General features: G+C 66.2%; 22 protein-coding genes. 20 read left to right on the forward strand and 2 right to left on the reverse strand.

The annotated features are described in order from the left end of the window. Nucleotides 1-20: 20 nt before the first annotated feature. From NCCP691_RS09165 to NCCP691_RS09190, 6 genes are all read left to right on the forward strand, one after another. The gene (locus NCCP691_RS09165) at nt 21-689 is read left to right on the forward strand and encodes an SDR family oxidoreductase (RefSeq protein ID WP_220807963.1); all 669 of its coding nucleotides are present in this window, start codon (nt 21-23) and stop codon (nt 687-689) included. A 36-nt stretch (nt 690-725) separates the two neighbouring features. Next, the gene (locus tag NCCP691_RS09170; protein WP_220807964.1) at nt 726-1856 is read left to right on the forward strand and encodes an acyl-CoA dehydrogenase family protein; all 1131 of its coding nucleotides are present in this window, start codon (nt 726-728) and stop codon (nt 1854-1856) included. Between the two features lie 465 nt (nt 1857-2321). Further along, nucleotides 2322-2771, forward strand: coding sequence for a transposase (locus NCCP691_RS09175; RefSeq protein WP_220807965.1), 450 nt, complete (start codon nt 2322-2324; stop codon nt 2769-2771). A gap of 260 nt (nt 2772-3031) precedes the next feature. Beyond that, on the forward strand, nt 3032-3427 hold the full coding sequence (locus tag NCCP691_RS09180; protein WP_220807966.1) for a rhodanese-like domain-containing protein: 396 nt from the start codon (nt 3032-3034) through the stop codon (nt 3425-3427). Beyond that, on the forward strand, nt 3427-4080 hold the full coding sequence (locus NCCP691_RS09185) for an HAD family hydrolase (RefSeq protein ID WP_220807967.1): 654 nt from the start codon (nt 3427-3429) through the stop codon (nt 4078-4080). The genes NCCP691_RS09180 and NCCP691_RS09185 overlap by 1 nt, the downstream gene beginning before the upstream one ends. Next, the gene (locus NCCP691_RS09190) at nt 4077-4469 is read left to right on the forward strand and encodes a YchJ family protein (protein ID WP_220807968.1); all 393 of its coding nucleotides are present in this window, start codon (nt 4077-4079) and stop codon (nt 4467-4469) included. The genes NCCP691_RS09185 and NCCP691_RS09190 overlap by 4 nt, the downstream gene beginning before the upstream one ends. Before the next feature lie 37 nt (nt 4470-4506). On the opposite strand, the gene NCCP691_RS09195 is transcribed toward NCCP691_RS09190, so the two are convergent. Together NCCP691_RS09195 and NCCP691_RS09200 are read right to left on the reverse strand one after the other, a co-directional pair. After that, nucleotides 4507-5847 (reverse strand): type II toxin-antitoxin system HipA family toxin, encoded by a 1341-nt coding sequence (locus NCCP691_RS09195; RefSeq protein ID WP_220807969.1) that lies wholly within the window; start codon nt 5845-5847, stop codon nt 4507-4509. Nucleotides 5848-5856: 9 nt separating this feature from the next. Beyond that, nucleotides 5857-6198, reverse strand: a complete 342-nt coding sequence (locus tag NCCP691_RS09200) for a helix-turn-helix domain-containing protein (RefSeq protein WP_220807970.1) — start codon at nt 6196-6198, stop codon at nt 5857-5859. Between the two features lie 408 nt (nt 6199-6606). Here NCCP691_RS09200 and NCCP691_RS09205 point away from each other — a divergent pair, with 408 nt between their 5' ends. The 14 genes from NCCP691_RS09205 (at nt 6607) to NCCP691_RS09270 (ending at nt 20631) form a co-directional block, all read left to right on the forward strand. Further along, on the forward strand, nt 6607-8214 hold the full coding sequence (locus tag NCCP691_RS09205; protein WP_220807971.1) for a carboxyl transferase domain-containing protein: 1608 nt from the start codon (nt 6607-6609) through the stop codon (nt 8212-8214). Between the two features lie 2 nt (nt 8215-8216). Then, a complete protein-coding gene (locus tag NCCP691_RS09210) occupies nt 8217-8999 on the forward strand; it encodes an enoyl-CoA hydratase/isomerase family protein (RefSeq protein WP_220807972.1) in 783 nt (260 codons plus the stop codon). A 25-nt stretch (nt 9000-9024) separates the two neighbouring features. Further along, nucleotides 9025-10350 carry an adenosylmethionine--8-amino-7-oxononanoate transaminase gene (gene bioA / locus NCCP691_RS09215; protein ID WP_220807973.1) on the forward strand — a complete coding sequence of 442 codons (1326 nt, stop codon included), beginning with the start codon at nt 9025-9027 and terminating at the stop codon, nt 10348-10350. Continuing rightward, nucleotides 10347-11531: an 8-amino-7-oxononanoate synthase gene (gene bioF / locus NCCP691_RS09220; RefSeq protein ID WP_220807974.1), complete on the forward strand. Its 1185-nt coding sequence runs from the start codon at nt 10347-10349 to the stop codon at nt 11529-11531. Before bioA ends, bioF begins: the two co-directional genes overlap by 4 nt. Next, complete coding sequence (bioD, locus tag NCCP691_RS09225; RefSeq protein WP_220807975.1) at nt 11528-12226, forward strand: dethiobiotin synthase; 699 nt, start codon at nt 11528-11530, stop codon at nt 12224-12226. Before bioF ends, bioD begins: the two co-directional genes overlap by 4 nt. A 14-nt stretch (nt 12227-12240) precedes the next feature. Continuing rightward, on the forward strand, nt 12241-13266 hold the full coding sequence (gene bioB, locus NCCP691_RS09230) for a biotin synthase BioB (RefSeq protein ID WP_220807976.1): 1026 nt from the start codon (nt 12241-12243) through the stop codon (nt 13264-13266). Nucleotides 13267-14297: 1031 nt separating this feature from the next. Continuing rightward, on the forward strand, nt 14298-16316 hold the full coding sequence (locus NCCP691_RS09235) for an acetyl/propionyl/methylcrotonyl-CoA carboxylase subunit alpha (RefSeq protein ID WP_220807977.1): 2019 nt from the start codon (nt 14298-14300) through the stop codon (nt 16314-16316). 11 nt (nt 16317-16327) lie between these two features. After that, nucleotides 16328-17236, forward strand: coding sequence for a hydroxymethylglutaryl-CoA lyase (locus NCCP691_RS09240; RefSeq protein ID WP_220807978.1), 909 nt, complete (start codon nt 16328-16330; stop codon nt 17234-17236). A 5-nt stretch (nt 17237-17241) separates the two neighbouring features. Further along, a complete protein-coding gene (locus NCCP691_RS09245; RefSeq protein ID WP_238482380.1) occupies nt 17242-17829 on the forward strand; it encodes a uracil-DNA glycosylase family protein in 588 nt (195 codons plus the stop codon). 6 nt (nt 17830-17835) lie between these two features. Further along, on the forward strand, nt 17836-18330 hold the full coding sequence (locus NCCP691_RS09250) for a YbaK/EbsC family protein (RefSeq protein WP_220807979.1): 495 nt from the start codon (nt 17836-17838) through the stop codon (nt 18328-18330). 1 nt (nt 18331) lies between these two features. Continuing rightward, on the forward strand, nt 18332-18532 hold the full coding sequence (locus NCCP691_RS09255) for a DUF1289 domain-containing protein (RefSeq protein WP_220807980.1): 201 nt from the start codon (nt 18332-18334) through the stop codon (nt 18530-18532). A gap of 106 nt (nt 18533-18638) precedes the next feature. Beyond that, complete coding sequence (locus tag NCCP691_RS09260) at nt 18639-19280, forward strand: 2-hydroxychromene-2-carboxylate isomerase (protein WP_220807981.1); 642 nt, start codon at nt 18639-18641, stop codon at nt 19278-19280. Continuing rightward, a complete protein-coding gene (locus tag NCCP691_RS09265; RefSeq protein ID WP_220807982.1) occupies nt 19277-19726 on the forward strand; it encodes a hypothetical protein in 450 nt (149 codons plus the stop codon). The genes NCCP691_RS09260 and NCCP691_RS09265 overlap by 4 nt, the downstream gene beginning before the upstream one ends. Beyond that, a complete protein-coding gene (locus NCCP691_RS09270) occupies nt 19723-20631 on the forward strand; it encodes an MBL fold metallo-hydrolase (RefSeq protein WP_220807983.1) in 909 nt (302 codons plus the stop codon). The genes NCCP691_RS09265 and NCCP691_RS09270 overlap by 4 nt, the downstream gene beginning before the upstream one ends. Nucleotides 20632-20828 lie beyond the last annotated feature (197 nt).

Here is a 20828-nt window from a genome sequence, read left to right on the forward strand (position 1 = left end):
TTTTTTATCGGAGACACATCATGCCTACTGCGCTCATCATCGGCGCCTCGCGCGGCATTGGCCATGAATTCGTGCGCCAGCTGCGCGAAGGCGGCTGGAAAGTGTTCGCCACCGCGCGAGACGACGCCGGCCTGCAGGCGCTGCGCGATCTCGGCGCCGAGGCGCTGAAGCTGGATGTGACGAAACCCGAGTCGCTGGCGGGGCTCGGCTGGCAGCTCGACGGCGAGCAGCTCGACCTCGCCGTCTACGTCGCCGGCGTCTACGGTCCGCAGCACCAGGAGCGCAACGCGCCCACCCTGCAGGATTTCGACAATGTGATGCATACCAACGTCTTCGGCGCGATGCAGGCGATACCGCTGCTGGCGCCGATGGTCGAGGCGGCGCGCGGCAAGTTCGCCTTCATCAGCAGCGGCATGGGCAGCATCGGCGAAGCCGAATCCAGCTACGGCTGGCTGTACCGGGCGTCGAAGGCCGCGCTCAACATGGCGGTGAAAACCGCCGCCTTCGATCATCCCGACGCCGTCTTCGTCGCGCTCTGCCCGGGCTGGGTTCGCACCGACATGGGCGGGCCGAACGCCAGCATCTCGGTCGAGGAGAGCGTGTCGGGGCTGCTGGACGTGATCGGACAGCTCGGACCGCAGGACACGGGCAGCTACCGCAACTACGCCGGGCGCAACCTCGCCTGGTGATCACCAAGACCGCCACAAGCGGCAGATGGAGGAGCAATGGTTCTGAGCGAACAACATCAAATGATCCGCGACGCCATGCGCGAATTCGCGGACGAAATGCTGGCGCCGAATGCCGCGCGCTGGGACAGGGAGCATTATTTTCCGAAGGAGGCGCTGGCGGGCCTGGCGCAGCTCGGCGTGTTCGGCGTGGCGGTTCCGGAGGAATACGGCGGCGCCGGCCTCGACTATGTGGCGCTGGCCGTGGTGCTGGAAGAAATCGCGGCCGGCGACGGCGGCACTTCCACCATCATCTCGGTCAACAACTGCCCGGTGTGCAGCATCGCGATGGCCTATGCCAGCGAGCCGCAGAAAGAGCAGTGGCTGCGCCCGCTCGCCAGCGGACAGATGCTCGGCGCCTTCTGCCTGACCGAGCCGCACGTGGGCAGCGATGCCGCCGCGCTGCGTACGACCGCCGTGCGGGACGGCGATCACTACGTGATCAACGGCGTCAAGCAGTTCATCACCAGCGGCAAGCATGCGGACGTCGCCATCGTGATGGCGGTGACCGACAAGGCCGCCGGCAAGCGCGGCATCAGCGCGTTCTGGGTGCCGACCGACACGCCCGGCTACATCGTCGCCAGGCTGGAGGACAAGCTCGGCCAGCACAGCTCGGACACCGCGCAGATCGTATTCGAGAACTGCCGGATCCCGGCCGCCAACCTCATCGGCGAGGAAGGCCAGGGCTACAAGATCGCGCTGTCCGGGCTGGAGGGCGGCCGCATCGGCATTGCCTCGCAATCGGTGGGCATGGCGCGCGCCGCCTTCGAGGCCGCGCTGGCCTATGCCAAGGAGCGCACCTCCTTCGGCAAGCCGCTGTTCGAGCACCAGGCGGTGCAGTTCCGGCTGTCGGACATGGCCACGCAGATCGAAGCCGCGCGCCAGCTGATCCTGCACGCCGCCAGCCTCAAGGATGCCGGCAGGCCCTGCCTGAAGGAAGCGGCGATGGCCAAGCTGTTCGCCTCCGAAATGTCCGAGCGCGTCTGCTCCGACGCCATCCAGATCCACGGCGGCTACGGCTATGTCAGCGACTTCCCGGTCGAGCGCATCTACCGCGACGTGCGCGTGTGCCAGATCTACGAAGGCACGAGCGACATCCAGAAGATCCTGATCGCGCGGGCGCTGCAGTAGTGCAGGCGTCCCTGCCTGCAAAGCGGAGGTTGTCCGGAGACTCTCCGCATGGACGTGGTTTGTGCAGGCACGGAGGCCTGCACTACCGGGCGGTGAAGGGTAGTGCAGGTGTCCCTGCCTGCACGACGGAGGTGGTCCGGAGAACATTCTCTCCGGATGAACGCGGTTTGTGCAGGCACGGAGGCCTGCACTACCTGCGGTGAAGAGGTAGTGCAGGCGTCCCTGCCTGCAAAGCGGAGGTCGTCCGGAGACTCTCCGCATGAACGTGGTTTGTGCAGGCACGGAGGCCTGCACTACCGGGCGGTGAAGAGGTAGTGCAGGCGTCCCTGCCTGCACGACGGAGGTGGCCCGGAGAAGTGAAGTGTATTGTTTTCGCCGCAAACGCAGTCGCAGACGCGTGCACTGCTTCGAAGATTCACCCCGGGGCTCATAAAATCCCTCTTGTTCCATTGGCAAGGGATGACCATGAGCGATCTGCAAATCTATCGCCGCAATCTGCCGCACTGGCGCTCCGATGGCGCGATCTATTTCGTGACGTGGCGCCTCTATCCAGGCTGCCGGAATCTGGACGACGGCGAACGAACCAAGGTTGCAGAGGCGATCACATGCTTCGACGGCAGGCGTTATGCGCTCGACGCGTACGTGGTGATGGACGATCATGTGCATGCGGTCGTGCAGCCCGCCCTGGACGTGTCGCTTGAGCGTATTGTCCACAGCTGGAAATCGTTCTCGGCGAACCGATTGCAGCGCGAGAATGGACGCCGCGGCGCAGTCTGGCAGCAGGAATCCTTTGACCGCATCGTGCGGGATGAACATGAGAGGCTTGAGAAGATCCGGTACATCATGAACAATCCGCTGAAACGATGGCCGGATTTGAAGGAATATGCGTGGGTGTGGCCGTCGTGGGCGAAATAAGTAGTGCAGGCGTCCCTGCCTGCACGGCGGAGGTGGTCCGGAGAGAGGTCTCTCCGCATGAACGTGGTTTGTGCAGGCACGGAGGCCTGCACTACCGGCGGTGAAGAGGTAGTGCAGGCGTCCCTGCCTGCACGGCGGAGGTGGTCCGGAGAGCGGTCTCTCTGAATGAACGTGGTTTGTGCAGGCACGGAGGCCTGCACTACCGGGCGATGGAAAGATGATGCAGGCCGGGATGCCTGCACTACCAATGGAGACAAGTCATGAAAAAAGGCTACCGCCAGCTGGTCGATGAAGCCATGGCAGAGGTAAAGACCTACAGCGTCGCCGAGGCCAGGGACAAGTTCGAGGATCCGAACGTGCAGTTCGTCGACGTGCGCGACGTGCGGGAACAGGAGCGCGAGGGGATAATACCGGGCGCGTTTTCCGCGCCGCGCGGGATGATCGAATTCTGGGTCGATCCCGATTCCCCTTACTTCAAGCCGGTGTTCGGCGAGAAGAAGGAATTCATTTTCTTTTGCGCGGCCGGCTGGCGCAGCGCATTGACCACCAAGACCGTCCAGGACATGGGCATGGACAACGTCGCCCATGTCGAAGGCGGCTTCGGCGCATGGAAAGCGGCCGGAGCGCCGGTGGCGGAGAAGGCAAAGAAGGCTTGATGAAGAAGTTCGACATGGTCGCATTCGACTGCGACGGCGTGCTGGTCGACAGCGAACCGGTGACCTGCGGCGTGCTGGCCGCGATGCTGTGCGAGCTGGGCTGGCAAATCACGCTGGAAGAAACCATCCACACGTTTGTCGGCCGGCTGGTGCGCGACGAGATTCCCCTGATCGAGCAGCGCACCGGGCGCCCGGCGCCCGCCGATTTCTACCAGCAGTTCGTCGCCCGCCGCGATGCGGCGCTGCGCGAAGCCATCGAACCTGTGCGCCATGTCGCCGATGCGATCGCGCGCCTGGATGCCGCCGGCATGCGCTTTTGCGTGGCCAGCGGCGCGGACCGCGCGAAGATGCAGCTCACGCTCGGCAAGACGGGGCTGCTGCCGTGGTTCGACGGCAAGATGTTTTCCGGGCTGGAGGTGCCGAGGTCCAAGCCCGCGCCCGATGTCTACCTCGAAGCGGCGCGGGTGATGGGCGTGGCCCCGGCGCGCTGCCTCGTGATCGAGGACACCCCGACCGGCATCCGCGCCGGCCGCGATGCCGGCATGACCGTCTACGGCTACGCCGAGCGCATGGATGCGCAACTGCTGCTGGAGGCCGGCGCCGAGCGGGTGTTCGACGACATGGCGCAATTGCCGGCGCTGGCGCTGGCATGAAGAAGACCGCGAGCAATGCCTGCCCCTGCGGCGGCACGGACTACGCCGCCTGCTGCGGCCGCTACCTCGACGGCGGCGAACTGCCGCAGACGGCGGAGCAGCTGATGCGCTCGCGCTACACCGCCTATACCCTCGGCCGCGAGGCCTACCTGCGGGACAGCTGGCATCCGACGACGCGCCCGCAGGAACCGATCGTGCAGGATGACGGCGTGAAATGGCTGGGGCTGGACGTGCGCCGCCACGTCCCGCAAGGCGACGAGGCGACGGTGGAATTCGTGGCGCGCTGCAAGCTGGGCGGAAGGGCGCAGCGGCTGCACGAGGTGAGCCGCTTCGTGCGCGAGGGGGGCAGGTGGTATTACGTGGATGGGAGCTTTCCGGGGAGCGGATAAGCTGCGGTTGTGGTTTTCCGGCGCTGCGCTGGAAATATCAGGGCAGCTTCTGCCGCAAACCTGCGCTCGAAATCGCGTCGATATGACGGAACGCCGGCTCTGCCTGGGCGATTGACCGGCCGCTTGCGCCGAAAGACTCAAAGTGAATCTTCCACTCCCGCACTTCGCGCCACACGCGCGCAATGATATTGGCCGCATCCTTCTCGCCTAGCCCGAACTTCTCGCGCGATCCCATTGCGTTGTCGAGGCTTGCGAGCCGGCCCTGAGGCCCCGGAGCGAGGAACAAATACCTTTCGGACGAAATGCTCGGCCTCGGCATGACGTCGTACAAGGGGCTCAGACGCCAGCCCTTGATGGCGGGGTCCCAGAGGAAGCCGTGGTTGCGAAGGTGGTCGTCGTCGTTCGTGACGAAGATGTTGAACACCATGCGCGCGAACAATTCCCTTTTGTCGTCCCGCACAACGCTGGTATGACAATATCTTTGTATGGCTTCGGCAAGTTCGCCATAGCTCCTGGTGCGTGCATCGGTTTCATCGCACGAAAGAAGCGTCAGGCCGCTGACGAACGGCACGCGCTTTTCCAGCAATCCCGGCCCTGGATGCGTCGGTTCAAACATACCGTCTGGAGGAGGAATTGTCCCGCGCGTTGCCCAGTACCTGTCGAAACGGCGAATCAGCATCACCCGGCGCTCGCCGATGGAAACCGTGCGCACTTCGGGGACGTGCATTCCGCATAATCCGGCAAGGCGCAGCGTCGCGGCTTCGATCTCCGGCACGTTCAGTCGCTCGCCTGCGCTTGAAAACTTCGCCAGCCACAGAATGCCGTGGGCATCGCGGACAGTCGCCTTCGGCCGCGCGCCACCCAGCGCAGAGCCTCCGGCGAAGATGACTTCCAGATGCGACGGCACCGGCAGTCCCGCCTCGATGCGTTCAGCCGCTTCGATGAGGTACTGCAGATCGGTCATCAGAACATGTCCGTTTTTCTGTTCGCTTTCACGGCTCTCCCGAATATCCAGCGCGCCCACGCGCTCGCCGCCGGCCTCGAGCAGATAGACCGACTCCGGCAGGCTGTTCGGCGGCGCATGCAGCCTCGCCTCGATGACGCGGCGGCCCCAGGCGTCGGGCGCGGCATCGCGGATGCCGCCGAAAAACGGCAGGCCGTTTTTTGGGAAAATTTTCCTGCCCCGGATGATCTCCTTGTCCGTCAGGGCAAGACTGACAGGATCGATTTCCAGGGCGCCCGGCCTGTCGATGTAGCGGGTGCCGTACGCGAATTCTGAAGCGAGCAGGCGCTCGTTCTTCTCGGTCAGCTCCAGCAGACCGGCAGGAACGAATTCGCCGTCAAGGTTTGCAAACACTGTCAGTTCGCGCTTGGCCATGCATCTGTCCTAAAAGTCCAGCTTGTCCTGTTCTTCCCGCGTCAGGCGCCGCGTGCGCTGCCGCCTTTCGCTGGCTTCAAGCGCGGCGACCGCCGGGTCGTCTTCCTGCAGTAGCGCGAGCAGGCTCTTGCCCGGGGCTATCGCTTCCAGGTAGCGCAGCACCTGTCCTATCGCCAGGCCTGCGTCGCCTTTCTCGATTCGGTACGCGGTATTACGCGACAGGCCGGCGCGCACGGCTGCATCCGCCTGCGTCATGTGACGCGCAATACGCAGCCTCGCCAGCCGGGTGCCGACCAGCGCGATTTCGGCGAGCCGGTCGGCGGGCAAGGCGCGGTTTTGTGCTACCTTCATGTTCGTAAAAACGAGTGTAAGTCGCTTTTTGCTCGATTTAAGATACATGAATTGTAGTCGATTTACTGGCGAGCGGCGCGCAGTGCATACTCAGGTCGGGTCATGGGATGCAGGTTGTGCAGGTTCCGCCGAGCGGCACGGAGGCCGGCCCTGCCTGGGCTGAGTCGGTAGGGCCGGCGTCCCTGCCGGCCCGAATGGCGGCGGTCCGGAGAACGGTTGAAGATGAATTTCCGTAACGCGCCCCTGCCGCCTGAAGCCAGCCGCTGGCGGCAGGCTCCGTTCGCGGTCTATCCCTGACAAAGCCGCCAATTCTTGCGCTCCAGCAGGCGAAGTGAGCGGCGGGCCTTACGTTTACGTAAACGTAAAGTACAATGCCCGCCTGGAGACCCACGACCGGACAAGCACAACATGAACACGATCGAATCCAAACTCAATGCGCGTTCCGAAGACTTCCAGGCCAATGCCTCTGCGATGCAGAAACTGGTGGACGACCTGAAGGCCAAGGTGGCCCGGATCGCACAGGGCGGCGGCGAGGAAGCGCGCAAGAAACACACCGCGCGCGGCAAGCTGCTGCCGCGCGACCGGGTGCAGATGCTGCTCGATCCCGGCACGCCCTTCCTCGAGCTGTCGCAGATGGCAGCCTACGACATGTACGACAACGCCGCCCCGGCGGCCGGCATCATCACCGGCATCGGCCGCGTCGCCGGACAGGAATGCGTGATCGTCTGCAACGACGCCACGGTCAAGGGCGGCACCTACTATCCGGTCACCGTCAAGAAACACCTGCGGGCGCAGGAAATCGCCGAGCAGAACAAGCTGCCCTGCATCTACCTGGTCGATTCCGGCGGCGCCAACCTGCCTAACCAGGACGAGGTCTTTCCCGACCGCGACCATTTCGGCCGCATCTTCTACAACCAGGCCAACATGTCGGCGCAGGGCATCCCGCAGATCGCGGTGGTGATGGGCTCCTGCACCGCCGGCGGCGCCTACGTCCCGGCGATGAGCGACGAATCCATCATCGTCAAGGAACAGGGCACCATCTTCCTCGGCGGCCCGCCGCTGGTGAAGGCGGCCACCGGCGAGGTGGTGAGCGCGGAAGACCTCGGCGGCGGCGATGTCCATACCCGGCTGTCCGGCGTGGCCGACCACCTGGCGCAGGACGACATGCATGCGCTGTCACTGGCGCGCCGCATCGTCGGCAATCTGAACCGGCAAAAGCCGCAGCAGCTGCCGCTGCGCGAACCGGTCGCGCCCAAGTACGACGCGCGCGAGCTGTACGGCGTCATTCCCACCGATACCCGCAAGCCCTTCGACGTGCGCGAAGTCATCGCGCGGGTGGTCGACGGCAGCGCCTTCGATGAATTCAAGGCGCGCTTCGGCACCACGCTGGTATGCGGCTTCGCGCATATCTACGGCATGCCGGTCGGGATCATTGCCAACAACGGCATCCTGTTTTCCGAGTCGGCGCAGAAGGGCGCGCACTTCATCGAGCTGTGCTGCCAGCGCAAGATCCCGCTGGTCTTCCTGCAGAACATCACCGGCTTCATGGTCGGCCGCAAGTATGAGAACGAAGGCATCGCCCGTCACGGCGCGAAGATGGTGACGGCGGTCGCCACCGCGGCGGTGCCGAAATTCACCGTCGTCATCGGCGGCAGCTTCGGCGCCGGCAACTACGGCATGTGCGGCCGGGCGTATTCGCCGCGCTTCATGTGGATGTGGCCGAACGCGCGCATCTCGGTGATGGGCGGCGAGCAGGCGGCGAGCGTGCTGGCCACCGTCAAGCGCGACGGCATCGAGGGCCGGGGCGGCAGCTGGAGCGCCGACGAGGAAGAGGCCTTCAAGGCGCCGATCCGGCAGCAATACGAGCAGCAGGGCCATCCGTATTACGCCACCGCGCGGCTGTGGGACGACGGCGTGATCGACCCGGCCGATACCCGCATGGTGCTCGGCCTCGGCCTGTCCGCGGCCTTGAACGCGCCGATCCCCGACACGAAGTTCGGCATCTTCAGGATGTGATCATGAATTTCCAGACACTGACCGTGACCACCGAGGGCCGGGTGGCGACGGTGACGCTCAACCGGCCCGACATGCGCAATGCCTTCAACGAAACCGCGATCGGCGAAATCACCGGCGCCTTCCGCGCGCTGGATCACGCCCAGGAAGTGCGGGCGGTCGTGCTGGCCGCGAACGGACCGGCCTTCTGCGCTGGCGCCGACCTGAACTGGATGAAGAAAATGGCCGGCTATACGCGCGACGAGAATCTCGCCGATGCGGCCCAGCTGGCGGAAATGCTGCGCACCATCCACACCTGCTCCAAGCCGGTGGTGGCCAGGGTGCAGGGCGACTGCTATGCGGGCGGCATGGGCTTGGTCGCCGCCTGTGACATCGCAATTGCCGCTGAGACAGTCAATTTTTGCCTGAGCGAGGTCAAACTCGGCCTGATTCCTGCGACAATCTCGCCCTACGTGATCCGGGCCATGGGTGAAAACGCCGCGCGCCGCTACTTCCTGACGGCGGAGCGGTTTTCCGCGCAGGAGGCGCTGCGCATCGGCTTCATCCATCAGACCGCCGCCGCCGGCGCGCTCGATGCGGCCGTCGCCGACATCGTCAGGGCGCTCTCGGCCAACAGTCCCCATGCAATGCGGGAAGCCAAGCGCCTGGTGCGCGACATGGCCGGCGCGCCGCTGACGGCGGACCTGATCGCCGACACGGCGGAACGGATCGCGGACATCCGCAGCTCGGACGAGGGCAAGGAAGGCGTCGCCGCATTCCTGGAAAAGCGCAAACCGGGCTGGCTCTGATCGATCATTCATCCAGGAGTCCTGCTTGAAGCACGCAGAACAAGGCAACTGGGTCGCGCGCAGCCTGAAAAGCGTCTGGCACCCGTGCACCCAGATGCAGCACCATGAAAGCATGCCGCTGATCCCGGTCAGCCACGGCCGCGGCGCGTGGCTGTACGACCGCGAGGGGAAGCGCTATCTCGACGCCATCAGTTCGTGGTGGGTCAATCTCTTCGGCCATGCCAATCCGCGCATCAACGCCGCGCTGCGCGAGCAGCTCGACCTGCTGGAGCACGCGATGCTGGCGGGCTTCACGCATGAACCGGTGGTCAAACTGTCGGAGCAATTGTCGGCGCTGACCGGCGGCGTGCTCGGCCATGCCTTCTATGCATCCGACGGCGCTTCCGCCACCGAAATCGCGCTCAAGATGAGCTTCCATTACTGGCGCAACAGCGGCCAGCCGGACAAGCGCGAATTCGTCTGCCTGCAGGGCAGCTATCACGGCGAGACCGTCGGCGCGCTCGGCGTCACCGATGTCGCGCTGTTCCGCGACGCCTACGGGCCGCTGCTGCGGCAGGCGCATGTGGTCGCCTCGCCCGACGCCCGCGCCGCGCGCGAGGGCGAGACGGCGCAGGATGTGGCACGCCGTGCCGCCGCCGCCTTCGAAAGCCTGCTGCAGGACCGCGCCGGCAGGATCGCCGCCATCATCGTCGAGCCATTGGTGCAGTGCGCCGGCGGCATGGCCATGCACGATCCGCTCTATCTGCAGCTGCTGCGGGAGCTGTGCGACCGCTACCGCGTGCACCTGATCGCTGACGAGATCGCCGTCGGTTGCGGACGCACGGGCAGCTTCTTCGCCTGCGAGCAGGCCGGCATCTGGCCGGATTTCGTTTGCCTGTCCAAGGGCATCAGCGGCGGCTACCTGCCGCTGTCGCTGGTGATGACGCGCGACGACATCTATGCCGCGTTCTATGATGCCGACATTCGGCGCGGCTTCCTGCATTCCCATTCCTATACCGGCAATCCGCTGGCCTGCCGCGCGGCGCTGGCGACGCTGGAAATCTTCCGCGAAGACCGGGTGCTCGAGCGCAACCGCGAGCGGGGAGAACACCTTGATCGCGCGCTTGCGCCGCTGGCCGCGCATCCGAAGGTCCGTCACCTGCGCCGGCGCGGCATGATCTGGGCCTTCGATGCGGTCACGGAAGATCCTGCCTTCGCGCGCCGCTTCTTCACCGCCGCGCTGCGCCATGAACTGCTGCTGCGGCCGATCGGTAACACGGTCTACCTGATGCCGCCCTATGTGCTCGACGACGAGGAGACGGCACTGCTCGCCGCCCGCACGATGCAGGTATTCGACGAGGTGACGGCATGAGCGCGCTGATCGCCGGACTGGAACAGCAGCTGCGGCAGCTCGACAGCCAGAGCCTGCGCCGCCGCCTGCGCACCACCGAGACGCCGTGCGCGCCGCGCGTGACGGTCGACGGGCGCGAGATGCTGGCCTTCTGCAGCAACGACTACCTCGGTCTCGCCGCGCATCCGCGCATCATTGAGGCGCTGGCCGAAGGCGCATCCCGCTATGGCGCCGGCAGCGGCGCCTCGCACCTGATCAGCGGCCACTCGCGCGCGCATGTGCTGCTGGAAGAGGCGCTTGCGGAATTCATGGCGCCGCAGATCGACAGCGCCCGCGCGCTGTATTTCTGCACCGGCTACATGGCCAATCTCGCGCTGCTCGGCGCGCTCGGCGGACGCGATGCCGACCTGTTCTCGGAATCGCTCAACCATGCGTCGCTGATCGACGGCGCCCGGCTGTCGCGCGCGAACGTGCAGGTCTATGCCCACGGCGACACCGTGGCGCTGGAAGGCCTGCTGCAGGCCAGCCGCGCGGAGAAGAAGCTGGTGGTCACCGACAGCGTGTTCAGCATGGATGGCGACCTCGCGCCGCTGGCCGATCTGCTGGCGCTGTGCGAACGCCATGGCGCATGGCTGGTGATCGATGACGCGCACGGCTTCGGGGTGCTGGGCGAGAACGGCCGCGGCGCACTCGAGCATTGCGGGCTGCGTTCGCCCAACATCGTCTACATGGGCACGCTCGGCAAGGCCGCCGGCGTGGCCGGCGCTTTCGTCGCCGCGCACGAGACGATGATCGAATGGCTGGTGCAGCGCGCCCGGCCCTACATCTACAGCACCGCCACGCCGCCGGCGCTCGCGCATGCGCTGCTGACCAGCCTCGACATCATCGCCGGCGAAGAAGGGCAGTCGCGCCGCGACCATCTGCGCGCCCTGGTGGCCCAGCTGCGCGACAGCCTGCGCCTGTCGCGCTGGCAGCTGCTGCCTTCGGACACCGCGATCCAGCCCGTGGTCATCGGCGCCAACGACGAAGCGCTGCGCGCCGCCGCCGCGCTGCATGAGCAGGGCTTGTGGGTGCCGGCGATCCGGCCGCCGACGGTGCCGAAGGACACCGCGCGTCTGCGCGTGACGCTGTCGGCTTCCCACGAGGCGGAAGACGTGCGGCAGCTGGCGCGCGCGCTGAACCGGCTGGAGGCATCGGCATGAGCGCGTGGTTCATCACCGGCACCGATACCGAGATCGGCAAGACCCTGGTTTCCTGCGCGCTGCTGCATGCGCTCGGCCGGCTCGGCCTGCGCGCCGCCGGCATGAAGCCGGTCGCCGCCGGCATGGAGTGGCGCGACGACGCCTGGCGCAATGAAGACGTCGATGCCATCGCCGCGGCCGCCAGCCTGACGCTGCCGCGCGAGCTGACCACGCCGTACCTGCTGCGCGACGCCGCCGCGCCGCATCTCGCGGCCGAGCAGGAGGGCGTGACGCTGCGCATCGCGCCCATCCTCGACTGTTACCGGCAGGTGTCGGCGCAGGCCGATGCGGTGGTGGTCGAGGGCGTCGGCGGTTTCTGCGTGCCGCTCAACGACGAGGAAGATACCGCCGGACTGGCGCGGCAGCTCGGGCTGCCGGTGATCCTGGTGGTCGGCCTGCGGCTGGGCTGCATCAGCCACGCGCTGCTGAGCGCCGAGGCGATCGCCGCGCGCGGGCTGACACTCGCCGGCTGGGTCGCCAACACCGTCGATCCGCAGATGCGCCACCTCGAGGCCAATGTAGAATCCCTCGCGGCGCGGCTGTCCGCGCCGCTGCTCGGCCGCATCCCGCGCCTGGCCGCGCCCGGCCCTGCCCCCGCCGCCGCGCATCTCGATTTCACCCTGCTGGCCGACTGGCCGCAGGGAAGCTCACACTGAAACAAAGGACAACAATGTCTAGTCAAGCCGTCTCTTTCCTCGAACTGCGTACCCCTGCCGCCGCCCGCGCCGAAGCCGCGAAGACCTGGCCGGTGGAGAAAGTGCTGGAACTGTTCAACCTGCCGTTCAATGAACTGATGTACCGCGCCCAGCAGGTCCACCGCCAGCATTTCGACCCGCAGGAAGTCGAACTCGCGACCCTGCTCTCGATCAAGACCGGCGGTTGCCCGGAAGACTGCGGCTACTGCCCGCAGGCCGCGCGCTACGACACCGGCGTGCAGGCGCAAAAGCTGCTCGAACTGGAACAGGTGCTCGCCGCCGCCCGCGCCGCCAAGGAACACGGCGCCACCCGCTTCTGCATGGGCGCCGCCTGGCGCGGCCCCAAGGACCGCGACCTCGACCATGTGGAAGCGATGGTGCGCGGCGTCAAGGAACTCGGCCTGGAAGCCTGCGCCACGCTCGGCATGCTGGAAGACGGCCAGGCCGAACGCCTCGCCGCCGCCGGTCTCGACTACTACAACCACAACCTCGACACCGCGCCCGAGTTCTACAACAACATCATCACGACGCGCGACTATGAAAACCGGCTCGACACGCTGAACAAGGTGCGCGGCGCCGGCATCAAGGTCTGCTGCGGCGGCATCGTGGGCATGGGCGAGTCGCGCCGCCAGCGCGCCGGCCTGATCGCGCAGGTCGCCAACCTCGACCCCTACCCGGAATCGGTGCCGATCAACCACCTGGTCCAGGTCGCCGGCACGCCGCTGCACGGTCTCGACCCGCTCGATCCGCTGGAGTTCGTGCGCACCATCGCGGTGGCGCGCATCACCATGCCGAAGGCGCGCGTGCGGCTGTCGGCCGGGCGCCGGGAACTGGGGGAGGCGGTGCAGGCCATGTGCTTTGCCGCGGGGGCTAATTCGATTTTTTATGGGGATAAGCTGCTGACTACCGGGAATCCGGATGCGGAGGCGGATATGGCGTTGTTGGAGAAGCTGGGGATGCGGATTAAGCATACGCAGGTTAGTGCGAATATGGCGGAGTGAAACGTCGTTTCGGGGAGCTGTTGGGATGCACTATTTTTCTCAGATCGTGCAGGGCGCTTCCGGAGGATTGCGCGCAGCTTGCTCTCTTTACGTCGGATCTCTCCGGAGCTTCAAAGCGGTAGTCACTCCGTGGATGCTAGCCGGGACCGGCCCCGGCAGGCCGCCTACTTCTTTGCTCCGCCAAAGAAGTAGGCAAGAAAGGCGGCCCCAATGCTTGCCCCCTGCGGGGGTGCCCGAAAAATCGGCAGGTCCCGCGGGAAGCGGGGCAAACTCGCCTTCGGCTCAGACAAGCCCCGCTTCTTTATCCGCGAGACCCACCGATTTTTCGGCTGCGCATAGGGGAACGGCAACCCCGCACACCATCCCCACCCTGACCCTCCCCTTGAAGGGGAGGGGACTGTCTGTGGCTTGGCACACCGAGTCGGTACTGTGCAGGTCGGGGGTGATAGGCAAGAGTTATGCAACTATCTGCGGTGGCAATGAGAGACAAACTGATGGAACAATCTCTTGCGGCAGCAAGAGAAAGAAGGATTCCCTTCCCTTCATAGGGAAGGGTCAGGGATGGGATGGTTTGCGGGGTTGCCGTGCCCGTTGCGCGCCGCCGTCGAAGCGGAGTACTCCGCGGAAAAAGAAGCGGGCTTGTCTGAGCCGAAGGCGAGTTTGCCCGCTTCCCGCGGAGTGCTTCGCTTCGACGGGAACCCTCCGAAGGAGGGCAAGCGCTTCGGGTCGCCTTTCTTGCCTACTTCTTTGGCGAGACAAAGAAGTAGGTGGCCCGCCGGGGCCAGTCCCGGCTAGTGTCCACGAAGTGGCTACCGCTTTGCAGCACCGAAGAGAAAAGCGAAACGAGAGCGCTAGTCTCCACGAAGCGGCTACCGCTTTGCAGCACCGAAGAGAAAAGCGAAACGAGAGGCTAGTCTCGACGAAGTGGCTGCAGCTACGAAGCACCGGAGAGAAACAACGAGCGCAACCAGCCCACAAGGCCCACGCCCCCCAAACGCAATAAAAACCCGATTGCAAAAAAAGGAGACCCCGTGTTCACCAAAATCCTGATCGCCAACCGCGGCGAAATCGCCTGCCGCGTCGCAGCCACCGCCCACCGCCTCGGCATCAAGACCGTCGCGGTGTACTCCGAAGCGGATGCCAACGCCAAACATGTAGCGGTATGCGACGAATCCGTCCTGATCGGCCCGCCGCCGGCCAAGGAAAGCTACCTGCGCGCCGACAGGATCATCGAGGTCGCGCTGGCCACCGGCGCGCAGGCCATCCACCCCGGCTATGGCTTCCTGTCCGAGAACGAGGACTTCGCCGAAGCCTGCGCGAAGGCGGGGCTGGTCTTCATCGGCCCGCCGGCGTCGGCGATCCGCGCGATGGGATCGAAGTCGGCCGCCAAGGCGCTGATGGAGACGGCCGACGTGCCGCTGGTGCCCGGCTACCACGGCGACAACCAGGACGCCGACTTCCTGCGGCAGCAGGCCGACCGCATCGGCTACCCGGTGCTGCTCAAGGCCTCGGCCGGCGGCGGCGGCAAGGGCATGCGCATCGTCGACAGGAGCGAGGACTTCAAGGCCGCGCTGGAATCCTGCAAGCGCGAGGCGATCAACAGCTTCGGCGACGACAAGGTGTTGGTGGAGAAATACTTGATCCGGCCGCGCCACATCGAGATCCAGGTGTTCGCCGATACCCGGGGCGATTGCGTCTACCTGTTCGAGCGCGACTGCTCGGTGCAGCGCCGCCACCAGAAGGTGCTGGAAGAAGCGCCCGCGCCGGGCATGACGGCCGAGCGCCGGCGGGCGATGGGCGAGGCGGCGGTGGCGGCCGCGAAGGCGGTCGGTTATGTCGGCGCCGGCACGGTGGAGTTCATCGCCAACCAGGACGGTTCCTTCTACTTCATGGAAATGAATACCCGCCTGCAGGTCGAGCATCCGGTCACCGAAATGATCACTGGCCTCGACCTAGTGGAGTGGCAATTGCGTGTCGCCGCCGGCGAACCCCTGCCGAAGAAGCAGGATGAACTGCGCATCCACGGCCATGCACTGGAAGCGCGCATCTATGCGGAGAATCCGGAGAAGGGCTTCCTTCCCGCGATCGGCACGCTGCGTCACATGCATACTCCGCGCGCGGTGCATTTCGAAACCGGGCAGGGCGCCGCCGCCGGCCATCCGGCCGCGATCCGCATCGACTCCGGCGTGCGCAGCGGCGACGCCATCTCGCCGTTCTACGACCCGATGATCGCCAAGCTCATCGTCTGGGGCGAGGACCGCGCCGAGGCGCTGGCCCATATGTCGCAGGCGCTGGCCGAGTACCAGGTGGTCGGTCTGGCGACCAATGTCGCCTTCCTCAAGCGGCTGGTGGAAAGCGCGCCGTTCTCGCAGGCCGATCTGGATACCGGGCTGATCGAACGCCACCGCGACGCGCTGTTCCCGGCCGCGCAGCCGGCGTCGCTGCCGGTGCTGGCGCTGGCGGCGGCCTCGCTGCTCGCCTCTGAAAAGAACGGCGCCGCCAGCGATCCCTGGGCCGATACCAGCGGCTGGCGCATGAATGCCGCGCTGGTGCGCAGCCTCGACTTCGGCGATGAAGCGAAGCGCCAGCCGCTCACGGTGACGTATGAGGGCGAGGGCTGGCAGCTCGGGCTCGACGGCCGCACCGCGCGGATGACGCTGGTCGAGCAGCTCGGACCGCGGCTGACAATCAAGCTCGACGGTGCGGCGGTGCGCGGCTCCGTGGTGCGCGACGGCGAGATGTTCCATGTGTTCACCGGCGGCGAGCACAGCACGCTGCACTACAACGACCCGCTCGCGCACGCCGGCGAGGCCGAAGCCGAGGGCGGCCGCCTGACCGCGCCGATGCCGGGCAAGATCGTCGCCCTGCTGACGGAGAAGGGCGCGACCGTCGAGAAGGGCGCACCGCTGCTCATCATGGAAGCGATGAAGATGGAACACACGATCGCCGCGCCTGCCGCCGGCACCGTCGAAGACCTGCTGTACGCGGTCGGCGACCAGGTCGCCGAGGGCGCGCAACTGCTGGCCTTCAAAGTCACCCAGGCCGCCTGAAAGGAAACGCCATGACACTGCCCACCCATGTGAAGCTGGTCGAAGTCGGTCCCCGCGACGGCCTGCAGAATGAAAAGGAAACCATCCCGGTCGAGGTCAAGATCGAGCTCGTCGACCGCCTGACCGACGCCGGCTTCGTGAACATCGAAGCCGCTTCCTTCGTCTCGCCGAAATGGGTGCCGCAGATGGCGACCTCGGCCGAGGTGATGGACAGGATCCGCCGAAAGCCGGGCGTGGACTACTCGGCGCTCACGCCCAACATGAAGGGCTTCGAGGCGGCGCTGGCGGCGCAGGCGGATGAAGTGGTGATCTTCGGCGCCGCCTCCGAGGCCTTCTCCCAGCGCAACATCAACTGCTCGATCGCGGAGTCGATCGAGCGCTTCCGCGACGTCGCGCAAGCTGCGAAGCAGAACGGCGTGCGCCTGCGCGGCAGCATCAGCTGCTCCTTCGGCTGTCCCTACCAGGGCGAGGTGGCGCCCGACGCGGTGGCCGACGTGGTGCGACGGCTGCGCGACCTCGGCTGCGACGAGATCGACATCGCCGACACCATCGGCGTGGCCACGCCGGCGAAGATACACGCGGTGTACGAGACCGTGGCCAAGGACTATCCGCTGGCGCAGCTGTCCGGCCATTTCCACGACACCTACGGGCAGGCGCTGGTCAACATCTACGCGGCGCTGCAGGCCGGCGTGTCGATCTTCCATTCGTCGGTGGCCGGCCTCGGCGGCTGTCCGTATGCGAAGGGCGCGACCGGCAACGTGGCCACCGAGGACGTGGTGTACATGCTCAACGGACTGGGCATCCACACCGGCATCGACCTCGACAAGGTGGTCGATGCCGGCGAGTTCATCTCCCGGCATCTCGGCCGCAAGGCGGCCAGCCGCGCCGGCAACGCGATCGCGGCCAAGCGGGCGGGATAACTGGCGTGAAGCAGTTCCGCGCGCTGCTGGAAGAAGTCTCGGCCTGCACGCACTGCGCGGCCCGGCTTCCGCATGCGCCGCGTCCGGTGGTGCAGGCCGGCCCCGAGGCGCGCCTGCTGATCGTCGGCCAGGCCCCCGGCAGCCGCGTGCACGAGACCGGCATTCCGTGGAACGATCCCTCCGGCGAGCGCCTGCGCGACTGGCTGCAGCTGCCGCGCGAACGCTTCTACGACGAGCGACTGGTGGCCATCGTCCCGACCGGCTTTTGTTACCCCGGCAAGGGCCGCAGCGGGGACCTGCCGCCGCGGCCGGAATGCGCGCCGCTCTGGCATCCGCGTCTGCTGCCGATGATGCCGCGCATCGGCCTGACCCTGCTCATCGGCAGCCATGCACAGAAATACTACTTGCGACAAAATGCGAAAGCGACGCTGACTGAAACAGTCGCCGCGTACGAAGAATATCTGCCGCGCTACCTGCCGCTGCCGCATCCCAGCCCGCGCAACCAGTCCTGGTGGAAGTCCAACCCCTGGTTCGGGCGCGAATTGCTCCCGGTACTGCGCGAACAGATAGAGCGCCTGCTCCCCGAACCCTGACATCCGATGCCTGATACCCGCACCCCGATACCCGATTCCGCCCGCCGCGTCGCCGACCTGCTCCGGGAGCTGGGACACGACCAGCCCGTCGTGATGCTGCCCGAGACCGGCAAGACCTCGGCCGAGGCGGCCGCCGGCCTCGGTTGCAGCGTGGCTGAGATCGCCAAGTCCATCGTCTTCCGCCGCCTGTCCGACGATGCGCCGGTGATGGTCGTGGCCAGCGGCGTCAACCGCGTCGACGAAGCCAAGGTCGCCGCGCGCCTCGGCCCGCTCGGCCGCGCGGATGCGAAGTTCGTCAAGACGCGCATCGGCTATGCGATCGGCGGCGTCTGCCCGATCGGCCACCTCGAAAAGACCGTGATGCTGATCGACGAAGACCTGCTGAAGCTGGATAGCGTCTGGGCCGCGGCCGGCCATCCGCACGCCGTGTTCCGGCTCACGCCGGCGCAGCTGGTGGCGATGACGGGCGCGCCGGTTGCCGATGTCGCGCTGAGGGCCTGAGATGGATTACGACCCGCACAAGGACAAGGGACGCGTGCCGTCTCCCTGCATCAGCATCTGCAGGATGAATCCGCAGAACGGCCTGTGCGAGGGCTGCTTCCGCACGATAGACGAGATCGTGGCCTGGGGCAGCGCCGACGACGATTACAAGCGCGCGGTATGGGTGGAGATCAGGAAGCGGGAACAGGCAGCGTTCGAGTGAAGCTCCCGCGAAAAAGGTAGGGCCGGCGTCCCTGCCGGCCCAACGGAGCCCGACCGGAGAGCAGCTCTCCGGTCCATCCGCCAAACGACAACAAGGAGACATGCACATGACCGAGCAGAAAACCATCGACTGGTATTTCGATTTCATCTCCCCGTTTTCCTACCTGCAGGCCGAACTGCTGCACACGCTGCCGCCCGGCGTCGCGCTGCGCTACCGTCCGGTGCTGCTGGCCGGCCTGCTCAACCACTGGGACAACAAGGGCCCGGCCGAGATACCGCCCAAGCGCACCTGGACCTTCGAGCATTGCGCCTGGCTCGCGCACAGGCACGGGATACCGATGACCATGCCCGGCCATCATCCTTTCAATCCGCTGCCGCTGCTGCGCCTGTTCGTGGCGGCCGGGGGCGGCGAGCAGGCGCTGCGCCGCATCTTTCATTTCGTCTGGCGCGAAGGGCATCTGCCGACCGATGCCGAACCCTTCCGCCAACTGATGCAGGAATTGAACGTCACGCCGGAGATGCTCGACAGCCCCGATGTCAAACAGGCCATCAAGCGCAACGGCGAGGACGCGATCGCCGCCGGCGTGTTTGGCGTGCCGACGGCGGTGGTGGATAATCGCTGCTTCTGGGGACTCGACGCCACCGACATGCTGCAGGCATGGCTGCGCGGCGACAGCTTCTTCGAGAGTCCCCTGTTCCACAGCGCCCGGTCCCTGCCGCCGGGCATACAACGTGTCAAACCGTCATGAAATTCGAGTTCTACAAGCCGGAGAAAACCATCACCGGCCCCGCCTACAACCTCTGGTTCAAGCTGCTGGCCACCGTGGTCACCATCGTCCTCGCGGTCTACGCGTCGAGCGTCACGCTGCGCTTTCCGCTGCTGGAGTACGGCTTCGGCGTCAAGATGCTGCTGCTCGGCGCGGCGCTGATGCTGGCCGTCAGCTATTACTGGTTCCTGCGTTCCACCGTCACCGTGGACGAGCGCGGCATCACCCAGCGCTGGCTGTATGACCGCAAGGTCGAATGGCACGACATCCGCAGCGCCAAGCTGATCGGCGTTCCCTACCTGAGCGGGATCTTCCCGCCGCGGCTCGTGGTCCGCACCGGCAACAGCTTCACCACCTTCAACGGCGGCTCGCAATCGCTGCTGGTCGAGTTCGCCAAGATCTCCCTCGCCTACCAGATGAAAAAATGAACCTGCCTTCGACCATGCGCGTGTTCGAGCGCGGCTGGCTTTCCTCGAACAACATCCTGTTCGACGGCGCCGGCGGCACCGCGCTGGTCGACACCGGCTACGCCACCCATGCCGCCCAGACCCTGGCGCTGGTCCGGCATGCGCTCGGCGAACGGCCGCTCGAGCGCATCGTCAACACCCATCTGCACTCCGACCACTGCGGCGGCAATGCCGCGCTGCAGGCAGCCTATGACTGCCGCACCGCGATTCCCGCCTCGGAAGCAGCGAAGGTGCGCGACTGGGACGAGGATGCGCTCACCTACAAGGCCACCGGCCAGTACTGCGAGCGCTTCCGCTTCGACGAGACGGTTTCGCCCGGCGACGTGCTCACGCTCGGCGACATGCAGTGGCAGGCGCTCGGCGCGCCCGGCCATGATCCGCATTCACTGGTGTTCTGGTGCGCCGACGAGCGCATCCTGATTTCCGCCGACGCGCTGTGGGAGCACGGCTTCGGCGTGGTCTTTCCGGAGCTGGAGGGCGAGTCCGGCTTTGCCGAGGTGCGCGCCACGCTGGAACTGATCGCCACGCTCGACGCGCGGCTCGTGATCCCCGGCCACGGCGCGCCCTTCACCGATGTGCGAAAGGCGCTCGACACCGCGTTCTCACGCATCGACTACTTCACCGCCGACCCGGCGCGCAATGCGCAGAATGCGATCAAGGTGCTGCTGAAGTTTCTGCTGCTCGACAAGCAGGCGATACCCGTGGACCGGGTGCAGCCGCTGCTGGAAGAGATGTTCCTGTTTCATGAGGCGAACCGGCGCTACTTCCGCAAGCCGGAAGCCGAGCTTGCCGACTGGGCCGTGGCGCAGCTGCTGAAGGCGGGAGCGGTGGAGGTGCGGGACGGCGTGCTGCTGAACCGCGACTGACTCAGGGCAGGAACGCGCCCGGCGGCAGGCCGGGCGTGACGCCGACCGCCGGCGCCAGCGCGACGCGGGAAACGACAGGCTTCGAATAGGCGGGAAGCGCCGACGGCGAGGTCAGCGACACGCCCGATGATCCCGACGTTCCCGACGCTCCCGCGCGGGCCGGATGCTTCGCGCTCTGGGCCTGAGGACCTTGCGCG

This window comes from Noviherbaspirillum aridicola, assembly GCF_019656455.1.
GTDB lineage: Bacteria > Pseudomonadota > Gammaproteobacteria > Burkholderiales > Burkholderiaceae_D > Noviherbaspirillum > Noviherbaspirillum aridicola.

What these genes read in the sequence shown, in the direction of transcription:
- NCCP691_RS09200 (WP_220807970.1), bottom strand. Translation starts at nt 6,198, where the DNA reads ATGAAGGTAGCACAAAACCGCGCCTTGCCCGCCGACCGGCTCGCCGAA.
- bioF (WP_220807974.1), top strand. Translation starts at nt 10,347, where the DNA reads ATGAGCGCGCTGATCGCCGGACTGGAACAGCAGCTGCGGCAGCTCGAC.
- NCCP691_RS09185 (WP_220807967.1), top strand. Translation starts at nt 3,427, where the DNA reads ATGAAGAAGTTCGACATGGTCGCATTCGACTGCGACGGCGTGCTGGTC.
- NCCP691_RS09270 (WP_220807983.1), top strand. Translation starts at nt 19,723, where the DNA reads ATGAACCTGCCTTCGACCATGCGCGTGTTCGAGCGCGGCTGGCTTTCC.
- NCCP691_RS09190 (WP_220807968.1), top strand. Translation starts at nt 4,077, where the DNA reads ATGAAGAAGACCGCGAGCAATGCCTGCCCCTGCGGCGGCACGGACTAC.
- NCCP691_RS09210 (WP_220807972.1), top strand. Translation starts at nt 8,217, where the DNA reads ATGAATTTCCAGACACTGACCGTGACCACCGAGGGCCGGGTGGCGACG.
- NCCP691_RS09255 (WP_220807980.1), top strand. Translation starts at nt 18,332, where the DNA reads ATGGATTACGACCCGCACAAGGACAAGGGACGCGTGCCGTCTCCCTGC.
- NCCP691_RS09240 (WP_220807978.1), top strand. Translation starts at nt 16,328, where the DNA reads ATGACACTGCCCACCCATGTGAAGCTGGTCGAAGTCGGTCCCCGCGAC.
- bioB (WP_220807976.1), top strand. Translation starts at nt 12,241, where the DNA reads ATGTCTAGTCAAGCCGTCTCTTTCCTCGAACTGCGTACCCCTGCCGCC.
- NCCP691_RS09170 (WP_220807964.1), top strand. Translation starts at nt 726, where the DNA reads ATGGTTCTGAGCGAACAACATCAAATGATCCGCGACGCCATGCGCGAA.
- NCCP691_RS09205 (WP_220807971.1), top strand. Translation starts at nt 6,607, where the DNA reads ATGAACACGATCGAATCCAAACTCAATGCGCGTTCCGAAGACTTCCAG.
- NCCP691_RS09165 (WP_220807963.1), top strand. Translation starts at nt 21, where the DNA reads ATGCCTACTGCGCTCATCATCGGCGCCTCGCGCGGCATTGGCCATGAA.
- NCCP691_RS09260 (WP_220807981.1), top strand. Translation starts at nt 18,639, where the DNA reads ATGACCGAGCAGAAAACCATCGACTGGTATTTCGATTTCATCTCCCCG.
- NCCP691_RS09195 (WP_220807969.1), bottom strand. Translation starts at nt 5,847, where the DNA reads ATGGCCAAGCGCGAACTGACAGTGTTTGCAAACCTTGACGGCGAATTC.
- NCCP691_RS09265 (WP_220807982.1), top strand. Translation starts at nt 19,277, where the DNA reads ATGAAATTCGAGTTCTACAAGCCGGAGAAAACCATCACCGGCCCCGCC.
- NCCP691_RS09250 (WP_220807979.1), top strand. Translation starts at nt 17,836, where the DNA reads ATGCCTGATACCCGCACCCCGATACCCGATTCCGCCCGCCGCGTCGCC.
- bioD (WP_220807975.1), top strand. Translation starts at nt 11,528, where the DNA reads ATGAGCGCGTGGTTCATCACCGGCACCGATACCGAGATCGGCAAGACC.
- NCCP691_RS09180 (WP_220807966.1), top strand. Translation starts at nt 3,032, where the DNA reads ATGAAAAAAGGCTACCGCCAGCTGGTCGATGAAGCCATGGCAGAGGTA.
- NCCP691_RS09175 (WP_220807965.1), top strand. Translation starts at nt 2,322, where the DNA reads ATGAGCGATCTGCAAATCTATCGCCGCAATCTGCCGCACTGGCGCTCC.